The following is a 14,613-nucleotide window of genomic DNA, read 5'->3' as shown; positions in this document are numbered from 1 at the left end:
AAGTTTAAATTGTAAAATTACATTAAAAATTATGACAGCAGAAGAGCTGAGCAAATTAATCGTTAAAGGGATGGAAGAAAAAAAAGCTTCCGATATCGTGGTGATGGACTTAAGAGGTATCAAGAATTCATTTACTGATTTTTTTGTTATTTGCTCAGGAAATTCAGACACGCAATTAGAAGCCATTTCTGATTCAATCGAGGAATTGACCATAAAATTGAAGGAAAAACCTTGGAGAAGTGAAGGCAAAGATAACAAACAGTGGATTCTGATTGATTACATCAATGTGGTAGCCCACGTGTTCCTAAAAGAGAAAAGAGATTTTTATGGACTCGAAGAACTTTGGGGAGATGCAAAGATCACCAGGATATAATCTGAAATGTTTTGAACTTTAAACACCTTAAATCGTTTTAAAAAAAGCTTTACAAAAAAAATAATGAGCGATACGAATAAAAACAAAAATAAAAATTTTCTACCTAAGACACCACAGAAACCCAATTTCCAACTTTGGTTAATTATTACAGCGGTAATAGTGCTTGTAGGTATCACTTGGTTTAATCAAAGAAGCACAGTAATAAATATTACCAAAAGCCGCTTTGAGGAAATGTACCTTTCTAATGATATAGCCAAAGTAACTATTATCAGAAATCAGAACAGAATCGATGTTACACTTAAGGAATCAGCACTTGAAAATCAAAAATATAAAAGTGAACTGGAAGCAAATAGTCCTTTTTTCAACCCTTTAGGGCCACACTATTCCATAGAAGTAGCCAGTGCCGAAAAGTTTGAAAAGGATTTTGAAGATTTGGAGAGTAGTGTTCCCGAAGGTCAAAGAATTGCTTATACAGTTAAGAATGAGGAATCATGGACAAATTGGTTTTCCAGTTTTGGATTTTTGATAATCCTATTCCTCTTCTTCTGGATTATGATGAGAAGGATGGCAGGACCAAGCGGACCCGGTGGACAGATTTTCAATGTCGGCAAATCAAAGGCACAGTTATTTGACGCTGAAAATAAAGTCAAGACAACATTTGACAATGTGGCAGGTTTGGATGAAGCCAAAGAAGAAATCCAGGAAATCGTTGAGTTCCTTAAAAATCCTTCAAAATTCACAAAATTGGGAGGAAAAATTCCTAAAGGCGCTTTGCTTATTGGACCTCCGGGGACAGGTAAAACATTATTGGCAAAAGCTGTAGCCGGTGAGGCAGGCGTTCCTTTTTTCACACTTTCAGGTTCTGATTTTGTGGAAATGTTTGTAGGTGTGGGCGCCGCAAGGGTACGTGACCTTTTCAAACAAGCAAAAGAGAAAGCACCTTGTATCATATTTATAGATGAAATCGATGCTATAGGAAGATCAAGAGGAAAAGGTCAAATGCCTGGATCCAATGATGAAAGAGAAAATACGCTTAATTCCTTATTGGTAGAAATGGATGGTTTTGGAACTGACTCAGGAGTCATAGTCCTAGCAGCTACAAATAGACCAGACGTATTGGACAGTGCTTTATTGAGACCTGGAAGGTTTGACAGACAGATCAGTATTGATAAACCTGATATTGTTGGTAGGGAAGCTATTTTCAAAGTTCACCTGGGTCCAATAAAAACTTCAGATGATATTGACGCCAAAAAGCTGGCGGCACAAACCCCTGGTTTTGCGGGTGCAGAAATTGCCAACGTATGTAATGAGGCCGCACTAATTGCCGCCAGAAGAAATAAGGTTGCTGTCGATATGGAGGATTTTCAGGATGCCATAGACAGAGTCATAGGTGGATTGGAAAAGAAAAACAAAATAATTTCACCTGACGAAAAGAAAATTGTCGCTTACCATGAAGCGGGGCACGCGGTTGCAGGTTGGTTTCTGGAACATGCTGACCCTTTGGTGAAAGTAAGTATTGTTCCCAGAGGAATAGCTGCTTTGGGTTACGCCCAATATCTACCAAAGGAACAGTTTCTATACCAAACAGAACAACTGATGGATGAAATGTGTATGACCTTAGGAGGCAGGGCTGCTGAACATATTATATTCGGAAAAATATCAACAGGTGCTTTGAGTGACCTCGAAAGAGTTACTAAAATGGCTTATTCGATGGTCTCTGTATATGGAATGAATGATAAAATCGGAAACGTATCATTTTACGACAGTAAGTCAAGTGAATACCGGATGACAAAACCTTATTCTGAGACTACGGCTGAAACCATAGATGAAGAAGTCCGAAAATTGGTTTCAGAAGCCTACGAAAGAACAAAAAGTCTTTTGAGAAGTAAAGAAGCAGAATTGGAAATCCTTGCAAAGGAGCTACTTGAAAAAGAGATTCTTTTTCAATCGGATTTGGAAAAACTGATTGGAAAAAGACCTTTTGCAAAAGAGACAACTTATGAGGCTTTCACAAAAAAGCCTATCAAAAAACTGGAGGAAGTTCCTGAAGTAGTGGAAAATCCCGAAAACAGCGTTGTAGACGATGAGGAGAAATCCAAAGAAGTAATCCCCCATAAGGTAGAGGACACAAAGGAATAAATAAAAAAATAAAATCAATAAGAAGCCTCCATATTGGAGGCTTTTTCATTTTCATACTATCTTTGCCTCATTCCCCAGATTCTATGAACATCAAACTTCATCAAAAGAAAATTTTTTTTGCATCAGATTTTCACTTAGGCGCACCCGATGAAAAAAGCAGCAGAACCCGGGAAACAAATATTATCCAATGGCTGAACAGCATAGAAGAGGAAGCCGCAGCAATTTTCCTGGTTGGTGATATCTTTGATTTTTGGTTTGAATACGACAAAGTTATTCCTAAAGGCTTTATCAGGTTTTTGGGGAAAATAGCCGAATTACGAGGGAAAAACATTCCGATATATTTTTTCACAGGCAACCATGACCTTTGGATGGACGACTACTTCACTAAAGAGCTTGGGATCCCTGTATATGATCATCCGATTGAAATCACCATCGAAGGCAAAAAGTTCCTGATAGGTCACGGAGATGGACTTGGTCCCGGAGATACGCAATATAAAATCCTCAAAAAGGTTTTTACCAATCCGGTTTGCCAATGGCTTTTCAAATGGTTCCATCCTGATTTGGGTATCAGGCTAGCCCAATCATGGTCTAACAACAGCCGAATCACCAACCTTGAAAGCAAAGAAAATGAATTCAAAGGTGAAGATGAATGGATTTGGAGCTATTGCAAGCAAATAGAAAAAAACAGACACTTTGATTTTTATGTCTTTGGACATAGACACCTGCCTTTAGATCTCCCCGTTGGAGATTCTGCAAGATACTTTAATCTTGGTGAATGGGTAAGTCAGTGTACGTTTGGGGAGTTTGATGGAAAAGAATTTAAAATCAAAAAATTCACAAATTGAAGTTTCGGGTCCTCATATTGTTACTTTCCTGCATTTCCCTTCAATCATTCTGTCAAAATGAATCCTGGGGAGATTTTATAAAAATTGATTTTCCAAAGTTGGATCAACTCTCACTGGATAATCAGGGTTTCATTTTCTTGGCTGATCTGGAAGGAAATATTTATCAATATGACCGAAATGGGAAATTCATCAATAATTTTTCACCGGCCCGTCAAGGAAGTCTCAGCCAATTAGAGGCCTTTTGGACAGTCAATATTTTCACATTTTCCACTGATCTTCAAGAATATCGTATTCTTAACAGATTTATCATCCCAATTGCAGAAAACCGATTCCCGATGGATTTGGTCGGATTGGCCAAAATGGCCACCCTTGGCAACAACAATGTCATTTGGGTCTACGATGAAACTGACTTGTCTTTGAAGCAATTTGATTATATCAGAGGAAGAATTATCCAAAATCAGCCCCTGAATCTGATTCTGGATCGATCTTCTTTGGAGATTACAGATATAAAAGAATACCAGAATTTATTGTTTTTGAATATCAGAGATGAAGGTGTCTTTGTTCTGGATAACCAAGGGAACTTCATCAAAAGAATAAAGGTAGAATCTGATCAAAAAATTGGCTTCTGGAAAAGTAATGTGGTGTATCTCAAGGATAAGAAAATCAATTTGGTAAATTTTCAATCTGATGAAACTGAAGAAATAGAAGTGCCCATTGGCATTGAACCAAAAGCAGTTAGGATAAACCGAAATAATGTGTTGTTTTTTGACAGCAATCAGGTTTGGATCTACAATAAATCAGAAACACCTTTGGACAAATTTTAAAAATTTATTTTCCAAATCATTTCTGTTGGATTTTTTAAGGTATTCCTGTTTAATTTTCCAAAACAAATCAAGGTATTTTATAGTCTTTTCACTGGAAGTTTACCACAAAAAAAACCTTTGAGGCTTATACCCCAAAGGTCATTTCTTCAAGAAGAAGTGGAATCGAAAATCAGCCAATTTCTACTAAAGTAATATCAAAGATCAAATCCTGACCTGCCAATGGGTGATTGGCGTCAAGTATGATTTTTTCATCATCTATATGTGCGACTTTTACCGGTACAGGCTGACCTGCCTGATTTTGAAGGGAAAGTTCCATACCTATTTCAGGATTGATATGAGGAGGAACCTGTTCTTTAGGAATTTCCAACATCATATCTTCTCTTTTTTCTCCATATGCTTCCAAACAGGGAATGGTGATGCTTTTTTCCTGACCGATTTCCATACCATAAACTGCTGCATCAAATCCCTTGATCATATTCCCATCTCCCAATGTAAATCCAAGAGGGTCCCTGTTAGCCGATGAATCAAATACTGTTCCGTCTGTTAGCCTTCCGGTATAATGTACCTTAACGCTGTTTCCTTTACTTGCTACTGACATATTGATTTTTTTTTGTTAAAGTCATAAAGTTAACAAATTCCAAATTGGATTGAAAACCTGTCCGTAAATGAGTCAGGAACTGTCCGATTTTAGAATGATTATGTTCATTTTTGAACATATTTTAATTAGATTTATAGCTTAAATTATTGAAGTGGCTCTATTTCAAGAATGGCACCATTTTGTCATTAGAAATGGAAGGAATAAATCCAAATACAATGGAAAACCAACAACTAGGAAAAATACTGATCATAGATGACAATGAAGATTTGCTTTTCGCAGCCAAAATGTTGCTGAAAAAGCATGCAAAAGAAGTTACCATAGAAAAGGATCCACGGCGAATCCCATTTTTGATCAATAACAACAGTTATGATGTGATACTTTTGGATATGAACTTTACAGATGACACTACATCCGGTAAAGAAGGTTTTCATTGGCTTAAACAAATTAAGGAAATTGATCCAAAGGCTGTGGTAATTCTAATCACTGCTTTCGGAGATGTGGAAATGGCAGTTCAGGCCTTGAAAGAAGGTGCGACTGATTTTATTCTCAAACCCTGGCAAAACGAAAAGCTGCTTGCGACATTGACATCTGCATCCAGGTTGAAGGAAAGCTATAATCAGGTAGAAAAGCTTTCTACCAAACAGAAACAGCTACAGTCCGATCTTAAAAAACCCTATGCGGATATTATCGGACAAAGCTCTTCCATGAAAAACATTTTTTCCATTATCGACAAAGTGGCTCAAACTGATGCCAATATTTTGATTTTGGGAGAAAATGGAACGGGAAAGGAATTGATTGCGCGGGCAATCCACGACAGATCCCACCGCAAAGATGAAATTTTTGTGGGTGTTGATATGGGGGCTATTACAGAATCACTTTTTGAAAGTGAGCTTTTTGGACATAAAAGAGGCTCTTTTACCGATGCCAAAGAAGATCGTGCAGGAAGGTTTGAAATAGCAGATAAAGGCACGCTGTTTTTAGATGAAATCGGTAATCTCAGTATGCCGCTCCAATCAAAATTATTGACTGTGCTGCAGAAAAGGGAAGTTACCAGAATCGGTACCAACAAACCCATCCCTGTAGACATCAGATTGATATGTGCGACCAATATGCACATTCATGAAATGGTGATGGATAATACTTTTAGGCAGGATTTGTTGTATAGAATCAATACAGTCGAAATATTTCTCCCCCCATTGAGAGAAAGACAGGATGATATTCCATTGTTGGCCAATCACTTTCTAAAATCATATTCCCACAAGTACAGAAAAGATTTTAAAGGTTTTACCTCAAATGCCCTTCAATTGCTCCAAAAATATAATTGGCCGGGAAACATCAGGGAACTGCAACATGCCATCGAAAGAGCAATTATCATGGCAGAATGTGATAGTCTTGACAGCAGGGATTTCTTCTTCTTATCAGCAAAACCTTCCAATGAAAAAGCCTCAATACCCAACACCTTTAACTTGGATGAAGTCGAGAAAAACTATATCCAAAAAGCCATCGATAAAAACGGAGGAAATATCTCCAAAGCAGCAAAAGAATTGGGTCTGACCAGAGCTTCCCTTTATAGAAGATTAGAAAAATATGGATTATAAGGTAGGCTTACTTGGGAGAATTGTCCTCTTGGCAGTATCTCTGTTTTTACTGGCTTACTTTATTCTGAATGGGGCTGGCGTATTTGTGATTTCCCTGTTCATCATATTGATATTGGCCCAAATTGTATTTTTGCTAAGCTATGCAGAGAGCTCTTTCAAAAAGGTCCGACAATTTTTGAACAATATCAAACAGGATAATTATACCAATGTCTACCCTGTTAAATTTGACGGGACCGAAACCGATGACCTCCATATTGAATTTAATGCCATCTTGGCCAAACTTCAGGAAGACCAAGCTGAGAAAGAAGCTAATTACCAATATTTCAGATCGGTATTCCAGCACCTAAGTATAGGTCTGATCACTTTTGATGAGGAAGGAAAAGTTCAGATTGTCAATACTGCTGCCAAAAGGATGTTGAATATCCTGCAATTGACCCAGATAGGTGAAGTAGAAAAAATAAATAAAGAACTTCACCATGCTATCCATTCTCTTCGGACAGGGGGAAGTGAACTGATCAAAATTGCACACCCTGATGGGATCATGCAATTGTCCGTTTATGTGATTGAATTGGTTTTGAGGGATACAAAATTCAAATTGGTATCTCTTCAAAATATCCAAAGTGAACTCGAAGAAAAAGAAATGGAGGCCTGGCAAAACCTCGTCAGGGTACTTACCCACGAAATCATGAACAGTATTGCTCCTATCTCATCTCTAGCAGCGACTGTAAAGGGGGATATTGAATCCAAAATAGATATCAATGAAACCATCAACCCAAATGACCTGGAAGATTATCTGATGGCCATCAGTACGATAGAAAAAAGAAGTCAGGGGATGATCAATTTTGTCAGTGATTTTAGAAGTCTGGCGCATATTCCCGCCCCAAGATTCCAAACTATAAGGCTCAAGGGACTTTTTGACCAATTGGAAACCTTGATGCAGCACCAGTTCGACGCTAACCAAATTCAATTCAAAAAACATATCGAACCGAAGGACTTAATTCTATTTGGTGATCAGAGCTTGATTGAACAGGTTTTGATCAACCTGATTCAAAATGCCATTCAGGCTGTTGAGGATACTGTTTCAAGAATCATTTCATTGGAAGCGTTTATTGATGAGGCCGGAAAAATCATCATTGAAGTTGCTGACAGTGGCCGGGGAATTGAGGAAGAGGCTATGTCAAAAATCTTTATACCATTCTTCACCACAAAAAAGAAAGGCTCGGGTATAGGATTAAGTTTATCTAAGCAGATTATGAGGCGACATAAAGGGAATATTCAGGTTAGGTCAAAACTCGGTGAGGGAACTACCTTCAAACTGATATTCAACGCTTAAAAATATAATGTTTATTTTTTCGTGTAAACAAAAACAGGACCATCACATGCTGCAGAAGTCATATTTGTCAGTTTTTTATCACCGGTGATAAACATAAACTCCTGATTGCCCTCACTGCAATTGGCTGCCATATGCACATTGGTGTCATAAGTGAGAATAACTTTAAAAATGTATCCGGAATCGTCTGATGGTATTAATTCAAAAAGCCCCAATGCTTGATCGGGTATAGCTGCTGTCTCACCCTGTCCTTTGGCTATTGTGGAAGTTTTTATAAATGTCCCGTCACCATTGAAGATATAACGTTCAGTAAAATCCAGTTCCTCTCCTATGACCGTTTCATTGGTCCATGAATTGGTAAGTTCAGCAAGATTCCAGTAACCTAGTATATTAAATTCAGGATTTTTATCCACCTGATTACAGGAAAACATCAGCAACAAAAAAAGAACAGGAACTAAAAGTTTTTTCATTTCAATAGATTCTTATAATCAAACAATACGATTAATTGATTTCTAAGTTGGTGAAATTCGGTCTGAACTCAAAGAAAATGAGTTAAAACAACAAGCTTTTGATTTTTTTCTATAACCAAAATTTTAGGAATATCATCATTCTATCGCCTGATTTGTAGCTTAAACAGGGTATTTAACAGTCAGTTAACTATAGCTTCACAATACCAAACTAAATTCTGAAAAAATTATTTATTTCATAATATCCGTTTAATCACCAGGTCAATCGTCGCCTATATATTGCAAATAAAACTGACAGACTTGAAAACCCATTTCAAAACTATCGTTATCTCTGATGTACATCTCGGTACTAAGGGAGCCAAAGCAAAAGAAGTTGCCCATTTTCTCAAGCAATATACCTGTGAAAACCTGATACTAAACGGAGACATCATAGATGGATGGCAACTTCGTAGATCGGGTTCTTGGAAAAGGAAGCATACCCGGTTTTTTAATAGGATGCTGAAAATGATCGAGAGGGACAATACCAAAGTTTTCTATCTTAGAGGCAATCATGATGACTTTCTGGACCAGATTCTTCCTCTTCAGATCGGTAATGTTTCTATTCAGACCGATATGATATATGAAAGCAACGGAAAAAAATTCTTTATCACTCACGGAGATATTTTTGACAGCATCACCTCCAATCTTCGGTGGATTGCCTATCTGGGTGATGTAGGCTATACCTTTTTATTGTGGCTGAACAGATTGGTTAATTTCCATAGAAGAAAAAGAGGCTTGCCTTACTTTTCCCTAAGTCAATATATCAAAGGAAAAGTAAAAACGGCAGTTTCCTATATAGATCAATATGAAGAAGAGTTGGCCAAAATGGCCAAAGCAAAAGGTTGTGATGGTATTATCTGTGGTCATATTCATAAGGCAGAAAATAGAATGATCAACGGAGTCAAATACCTCAATTCGGGAGATTGGGTAGAAACAATGAGTGCCTTGGCCGAAGACCATGATGGTTCTTGGCAATTGATATATTACAATGAGATAAATTTCAAGAAGTCAGTTGAAAAGGAGAAAACTGAAATAGTGTATTCTCAGGAGCTCAAAACTGTCGCATTCAATAAAATTCCTGATTTTCTGAATTCTCCTAATCTTCTTCCATAAAATGAAATTTTTGTTTGTAGTCCAGGGTGAAGGAAGGGGGCATATGACCCAGGCTATTGCTCTTGCCCAAATTCTGGAAAACAGAGGTTTTGAACTTTGCGGTGTTTGTGTCGGAAAAAGCAATAGAAGAGCAATCCCGGATTTTTTCAGGCAGAAAATAAATGCCCCGATTATCCTTTTTGAAAGTCCAAACTTTGTAACAGACAAACAAAACAAAGGAATCAAATTAGGAAAGACTGTTTTTCATAATCTGATGAAATACAATACATTCAGAAAAAGTTTAAAACAGATACACCAGGTAGTTTCCGAAACTCAACCGGATATTATCCTCAATTTTTATGACATTTTAGGGGGGATTTACAATTTTATATACAAGCCTCAATGTCAATATTGGACCATAGGGCACCAATACCTGATCAATCATCCGGATTTTGCCTATCCAAAAGGACGCCAACTTGAAAAACTCCTCTTTCAGCTGAACACAAAAATCACTTCATTGGGATCCCAAAAACAACTTGCACTATCATTCCGGCCATTAGCCCCTTCCCAAGTGCAAAATACACATGTCTTACCACCGCTTTTGAGAAAGGAATTAAGGAAATTAGTTCCTTCAAAAGGTGATTTTTATCTGACCTACATGGTCAATCCTGGATATGGAGAAGAAATTCTGCTTTTTGCCAAAGCCAATCCTCACATCAATATTGTAGCCTTTTGGGATAAGAAAGGAGCACCGGACTTAATGAAACCCATGGAGAATGTGCTGTTTTACCAAGTAAATGATGTCTTGTTTTTAGAAAAAATGGCTGCCTGTAGGGCCTTGATCTGCACAGCGGGATTTGAATCAGTCTGCGAAGCCATGTATTTAGGTAAACCTGTAATGATGATTCCGGTCAAAGGTCAATATGAACAGCATTGCAATGCATTGGATGCCGTGTATTCCCAAGCAGGTATCTCATCAGATAAATATGACTTTTTGAAAATGGAATCTTTCCTGAACGCCCATAAATATCAGCCCACAGATCCAAAAAAATGGATGGATAGTTTTGAAGATGGTTTTATAAGGATTCTGGAAAATTCATTTCCTGTCACAGAAAGAAAAATTAGCTCCTACAAAAGTATAAAGGAAGGTCTTCTCACTTCCTGATTACTTAATGTCCTCCAAACTTTCCTGTTTTCCATTTGTTTAATCAGCAACAGAAAGAAATTGTATTTTTTTCTCGAAAAAAAATTATCCCAAAACGATAAAATAAGACGTTTAAATCGATTGCGGAAAAAAATCGGGACGTTTCTTTTTGTTAAGCCTTTATCAGAAGAATCGAAGTATTATAAAAAATAGTAAATTCGGTTTGGTTATTTGGATCAAAATTTAATGAATGTAGAGAAATTAAGGCTTCAGGAAGACCGGGAAAGGAAGAAACACTGGAAGAAATGGGGACCCTACCTTACCGAAAGACAATGGGGAACAGTAAGGGAGGACTATAGCCCAAATGGTGCTGCCTGGGACAATGTAACCCATGATGAAGCCAAAAGCAAAGCTTATCGGTGGGGTGAGGAAGGAATCGGAGGAATTTCTGATTTTAAGCAGAATTTATGTTTTGCATGGGCTTTTTGGAATGGTAAAGATCCAATGTTGAAAGAAAGGTTTTTTGGACTAACCGGTCATCAGGGAAACCACGGAGAGGATGTAAAGGAACTCTACTATTATTTGGATTCTACTCCTACGCACAGTTATATGAAGATGCTATATAAGTATCCTCAGTCCGAATTCCCTTATCAAACATTATTGGAAGAAAACAGGCGGAGAACCAAAACAGATCCTGAATTTGAAATTATTGATACCGGGATTTTTGATAAAGATGAGTATTTTGATATATACCTGGAATATGCCAAAAATGACTTTGAAGATATCGCTGCCTTTGCAACAATACATAACAGAGGTCCTGAAGATGCGGAAATTTGGGTAATTCCAACCATTTGGTTCAGAAAGACCTGGCATACAGGTCATGAACCATTTATTCCTAAATTATCTTTAAGTGGAGAGAAGCAAATCAAAGCTTTTTCACCAAACAGGGGAAATTACTTTTTTAATTTTGATGGAGACCCGGAATTCAAATTCTGTGACAATGAAACCAACCGTGAAAAACTCTATAATATTCCCAATGAGAAAATGTATCTCAAAGATGCTATCAATGATTATGTTGTTCACAGGTTTTCAAGGCACCTGAATCCAAATAATTATGGAACCAAAGCAGCTGCCATATATAAATTGAAAATACCTGCAGGTGGATCTCAGAGGGTGAAATTCCGTATGACTCATCAAAAAACTTCAGAAGCCGTCGCAAGCTGCGATCAAATTCTACAGGAAAGAATCAATGATGCGGATGAATTCTATAACGAATTACAGGAAAGAGTGAAGAGTGAGGATATGAAAAATATCCAAAGGCAGGCATACGCCGGCATGATGTGGGGAAAGCAATTTTACTATTACAATATTGATAGGTGGTTGGATGGTGATCCCGGCAGATATTCACCCCCAAAGGAACGAAAAAAAGGACGAAACAGTGATTGGAGACACCTTTATAATCAGGATATCATTTCCATGCCTGACAAGTGGGAATATCCTTGGTATGCGGTTTGGGACTCTGCTTTTCACTGCGTGCCGATTTCAAGGATTGATCCTGATTTTGCAAAAGGACAACTACTGCTATTCCTCAATGAATCATATATGCATCCAAATGGGCAAATCCCAGCTTATGAATGGAATTTCAGCGATGTCAATCCACCTGTTCATGCCTATGCTGTTCAAAGAGTCTATCAGATTGACAAAAAAATGAATGATGGCAAAGGGGATCAGGAATTTTTGGAAAGAGCCTTCCATAAGCTTATGATCAATTTTACCTGGTGGGTCAATCAAAAAGACAGTGAAGGAAAAAATATTTTTGAAGGTGGCTTTCTGGGGCTTGATAATATTTCGGTTATTGACAGGTCACATGCACATAGGTATAAGGGGAAACTGGAACAGGCTGACGCCACTTCCTGGATGGCTATGTTCTCTCTGAATATGATGAGAATTTCTCTTGACCTTTGTGAGTTCAATAAGACTTATCAGTTTACAGCAACCAAATTTTTAGAGCATTTCCTGCATATCGCCGGTGCTATGAGCAATATTTCAGGTGAAAATATCAGTCTATGGAACGATGAAGAAAACTTCTTTTTTGATGTATTCCATTTGCCTGGAAAAGAACCGAAAGTCATGAAGCTGAAGTCAATAGTGGGTATCATACCTTTATTTGCGGTGGAATCAATCCGGTTGGATATGTTTGACAGTCTTCCAGAATTCAAGGAAAGATTGGATTTTTTCTTAAAAGAAAAACCAAAACTTGCAGCATTGGTATCAAGTTGGATTCAGCCAGGACATGAAAAGAGAAGGCTTTTTTCCTTGTTGAGAGGCCACAGGATGAAAAGCATTCTCAATAAAATGCTTGATTCAAATGAGTTTCTTAGTGATTATGGAATCAGGTCACTTTCCAAATACCATGAAAAGAAACCCTATACCCTTCGAATCAACGGTGATGTCTTGAGTGTGAAATATACCCCTGGTGAATCTGACACCTTGATGTTTGGTGGAAATTCCAACTGGCGGGGCCCTATTTGGTTCCCTATCAATCATTTGATTATAGAGTCCCTTAGAAAATTTGATTATTATTACGGAGGAGAGTTTTCTATTGAATACCCTACAGGTTCAGGAAATTATGTTACCATGGACATCATTGCCAGAGAATTATCCTTGAGGTGTATCAAATTATTCCTCAAAGATGAAAATGGTCATAGACCCATGTATGGAAAAAACCTAAAAATGCAAGAGGATCCTCACTTCAAAGACCATATCCTTTTTTATGAATATTTCCATGGAGACAATGGCACTGGCCTTGGCGCTTCCCATCAGACAGGATGGACAGGATTGGTGGCCGAGATGATTCATAAATATTATAAATCAGAAAGAAGAACTGCTGAAGATGCTGAGGCCGAATTTAGAATCCTATAGATTAGAGGCAGGTTGCGATGAGGTGGGCAGAGGTTGTCTTTGCGGTCCTGTGGTAGCAGCTGCTGTGATTTTACCGGAAGATTATGCCAATGAGTTTATCAATGATTCCAAAAAACTAAGTAAATCCAATCGGGAAAACCTTTTTGAGGAAATAAAAGACGCGGCACTTGCTTGGTCAATTGCGGAAGCAAGTGTCGAAGAGATTGATCAAATCAACATCTTGCATGCTTCATTTTTGGCAATGAACAGGGCTGTAAAAAGTCTTAACTTAATCCCGCATCATCTTCTGATAGATGGTAATAGGTTTAAGACGGACCTGAATATTCCATTTGATTGTATTGTAAAAGGAGACGGAAAATTTGCAAGTATTGCAGCCGCCTCAATACTGGCAAAAGTCTACAGGGATAATTTGATGGCGGATTTTGCAAAGAAATACCCCGGATATGGCTGGGAAAAAAATGTAGGGTATCCTACCAAGCTCCATCGTGAAGGGATCATCAAACTGGGTTTGACTCCTTTGCACCGAAAGTCCTTCCGACACTTGCCCATTCAACTGGATTTAGGCCTTTAAAATCGCATGAGCATATATCCTTGAGGAACATAAGTTGTCAAAGTAGTCAGCATGGACAAAGCAATCTCAGCACCCTCCCAAGCATCCGTTGTTTTCATATTTCTGGCAATCAAAGATTGTCCACATATATAAAACTCAACATCCACATTTTTGAGGGCTTCGAAAACAGGCAAGTTTGGATTTTTGACGCCGTACAATTTCTCATAATAATCATCTTGAAGGATACTGAAAATAGCTCCGCCATGAACAGCGACTTTTATCTTTATATTTTCCTTTGGCACTCCTGCAATGCCATGCAGATTGACCATTCTAGCTAAATTATCCACCATTCTGTTGATTTGTTGAGGATTTTCGCTTGCCGACACCAAATCGATAATGATTTTGTATTCCCCATTCGGATCGGGTCTTTCTGTAGCTTCGGGGATTTCATAAATTCCGCCAAAACCTTTTACAATCGGAAATTGTGGGGTTTGGCAATGTGCTGAAATTGACAAGGCTATAAGGATTACAGTGACCAGGAACATTTTTACAGATCGGAACATAATTTTGAAATGGTTGATTCTGAAAAAGTACGTAAAAATCACTCCTCCTCAAACTGTTATTATTTGGACTGAACTCATAGGATTTTTCGATACCCATTACAATTATTCTATTTGCTCTCCAAGGCTAAA

Annotated in this window: 13 protein-coding genes; 10 read left to right on the top strand and 3 right to left on the bottom strand. The window is 37.9% G+C overall.

All coding sequences use genetic code 11. The features are described 5' to 3' along the window. Positions 1–31 precede the first annotated feature (31 nt). From rsfS to B9A52_RS11520, 4 genes are all read left to right on the top strand, one after another. Positions 32–373: a ribosome silencing factor gene (gene rsfS / locus B9A52_RS11535; protein WP_084120609.1), complete on the top strand. Its 342-nt coding sequence runs from the start codon at positions 32–34 to the stop codon at positions 371–373. A 63-nt stretch (positions 374–436) separates the two neighbouring features. Next, the gene (gene ftsH, locus B9A52_RS11530; protein ID WP_084120608.1) at positions 437–2,512 is read left to right on the top strand and encodes an ATP-dependent zinc metalloprotease FtsH; all 2,076 of its coding nucleotides are present in this window, start codon (positions 437–439) and stop codon (positions 2,510–2,512) included. Positions 2,513–2,595: 83 nt separating this feature from the next. After that, complete coding sequence (locus tag B9A52_RS11525; RefSeq protein WP_084120607.1) at positions 2,596–3,357, top strand: UDP-2,3-diacylglucosamine diphosphatase; 762 nt, start codon at positions 2,596–2,598, stop codon at positions 3,355–3,357. A gap of 98 nt (positions 3,358–3,455) precedes the next feature. Then, positions 3,456–4,181, top strand: a complete 726-nt coding sequence (locus B9A52_RS11520; protein ID WP_231955573.1) for a hypothetical protein — start codon at positions 3,456–3,458, stop codon at positions 4,179–4,181. A 169-nt stretch (positions 4,182–4,350) separates the two neighbouring features. On the opposite strand, the gene B9A52_RS11515 is transcribed toward B9A52_RS11520, so the two are convergent. Beyond that, positions 4,351–4,779 (bottom strand): FKBP-type peptidyl-prolyl cis-trans isomerase, encoded by a 429-nt coding sequence (locus tag B9A52_RS11515; protein WP_084120605.1) that lies wholly within the window; start codon positions 4,777–4,779, stop codon positions 4,351–4,353. 215 nt (positions 4,780–4,994) lie between these two features. On the opposite strand from B9A52_RS11515, the gene B9A52_RS11510 reads away from it, so the two are divergent. After that, positions 4,995–6,377 (top strand): sigma-54-dependent transcriptional regulator, encoded by a 1,383-nt coding sequence (locus B9A52_RS11510; RefSeq protein WP_084123481.1) that lies wholly within the window; start codon positions 4,995–4,997, stop codon positions 6,375–6,377. Continuing rightward, entirely contained in the window at positions 6,367–7,710 is a 1,344-nt protein-coding gene (locus B9A52_RS11505) for a sensor histidine kinase (RefSeq protein ID WP_084120604.1), read from the top strand. Before B9A52_RS11510 ends, B9A52_RS11505 begins: the two co-directional genes overlap by 11 nt. 11 nt (positions 7,711–7,721) lie before the next feature. On the opposite strand, the gene B9A52_RS11500 is transcribed toward B9A52_RS11505, so the two are convergent. Continuing rightward, positions 7,722–8,177, bottom strand: coding sequence for a hypothetical protein (locus B9A52_RS11500; RefSeq protein ID WP_084120603.1), 456 nt, complete (start codon positions 8,175–8,177; stop codon positions 7,722–7,724). A 297-nt stretch (positions 8,178–8,474) separates the two neighbouring features. On the opposite strand from B9A52_RS11500, the gene B9A52_RS11495 reads away from it, so the two are divergent. The 4 genes from B9A52_RS11495 to B9A52_RS11480 all read left to right on the top strand — a co-directional run bounded on the left by B9A52_RS11495 (position 8,475) and on the right by B9A52_RS11480 (position 13,942). After that, on the top strand, positions 8,475–9,326 hold the full coding sequence (locus B9A52_RS11495; protein WP_084120602.1) for a UDP-2,3-diacylglucosamine diphosphatase: 852 nt from the start codon (positions 8,475–8,477) through the stop codon (positions 9,324–9,326). A 1-nt stretch (position 9,327) separates the two neighbouring features. Next, positions 9,328–10,470 (top strand): glycosyltransferase family protein, encoded by a 1,143-nt coding sequence (locus B9A52_RS11490; protein ID WP_084120601.1) that lies wholly within the window; start codon positions 9,328–9,330, stop codon positions 10,468–10,470. A gap of 225 nt (positions 10,471–10,695) precedes the next feature. Next, positions 10,696–13,371 (top strand): MGH1-like glycoside hydrolase domain-containing protein, encoded by a 2,676-nt coding sequence (locus B9A52_RS11485; protein WP_084120600.1) that lies wholly within the window; start codon positions 10,696–10,698, stop codon positions 13,369–13,371. Beyond that, positions 13,343–13,942 (top strand): ribonuclease HII, encoded by a 600-nt coding sequence (locus tag B9A52_RS11480; RefSeq protein WP_084120599.1) that lies wholly within the window; start codon positions 13,343–13,345, stop codon positions 13,940–13,942. Before B9A52_RS11485 ends, B9A52_RS11480 begins: the two co-directional genes overlap by 29 nt. Here B9A52_RS11480 and B9A52_RS11475 read toward each other — a convergent pair. Further along, positions 13,939–14,484, bottom strand: a complete 546-nt coding sequence (locus B9A52_RS11475; RefSeq protein WP_084120598.1) for a DsrE family protein — start codon at positions 14,482–14,484, stop codon at positions 13,939–13,941. The two genes, B9A52_RS11480 and B9A52_RS11475, sit on opposite strands and share 4 nt — an antisense overlap. Between the last annotated feature and the right edge of the window lie 129 nt (positions 14,485–14,613).

The organism is Aquiflexum balticum DSM 16537 (genome assembly GCF_900176595.1).
GTDB classification, from domain to species: domain Bacteria; phylum Bacteroidota; class Bacteroidia; order Cytophagales; family Cyclobacteriaceae; genus Aquiflexum; species Aquiflexum balticum.
Note: the sequence above shows the minus strand (reverse complement) of the source record. Positions and strands in the feature narration are given on the sequence as shown.

Bases quoted from the DNA above. Each gene is read 5' to 3' on its own strand.
- rsfS (WP_084120609.1), top strand. From the start codon at position 32: ATGACAGCAGAAGAGCTGAGCAAATTAATCGTTAAAGGGATGGAAGAA.
- ftsH (WP_084120608.1), top strand. From the start codon at position 437: ATGAGCGATACGAATAAAAACAAAAATAAAAATTTTCTACCTAAGACA.
- B9A52_RS11525 (WP_084120607.1), top strand. From the start codon at position 2,596: ATGAACATCAAACTTCATCAAAAGAAAATTTTTTTTGCATCAGATTTT.
- B9A52_RS11515 (WP_084120605.1), bottom strand. From the start codon at position 4,779: ATGTCAGTAGCAAGTAAAGGAAACAGCGTTAAGGTACATTATACCGGA.
- B9A52_RS11510 (WP_084123481.1), top strand. From the start codon at position 4,995: ATGGAAAACCAACAACTAGGAAAAATACTGATCATAGATGACAATGAA.
- B9A52_RS11505 (WP_084120604.1), top strand. From the start codon at position 6,367: ATGGATTATAAGGTAGGCTTACTTGGGAGAATTGTCCTCTTGGCAGTA.
- B9A52_RS11500 (WP_084120603.1), bottom strand. From the start codon at position 8,177: ATGAAAAAACTTTTAGTTCCTGTTCTTTTTTTGTTGCTGATGTTTTCC.
- B9A52_RS11490 (WP_084120601.1), top strand. From the start codon at position 9,328: ATGAAATTTTTGTTTGTAGTCCAGGGTGAAGGAAGGGGGCATATGACC.
- B9A52_RS11485 (WP_084120600.1), top strand. From the start codon at position 10,696: ATGAATGTAGAGAAATTAAGGCTTCAGGAAGACCGGGAAAGGAAGAAA.
- B9A52_RS11480 (WP_084120599.1), top strand. From the start codon at position 13,343: ATGCTGAGGCCGAATTTAGAATCCTATAGATTAGAGGCAGGTTGCGAT.
- B9A52_RS11475 (WP_084120598.1), bottom strand. From the start codon at position 14,484: ATGTTCCGATCTGTAAAAATGTTCCTGGTCACTGTAATCCTTATAGCC.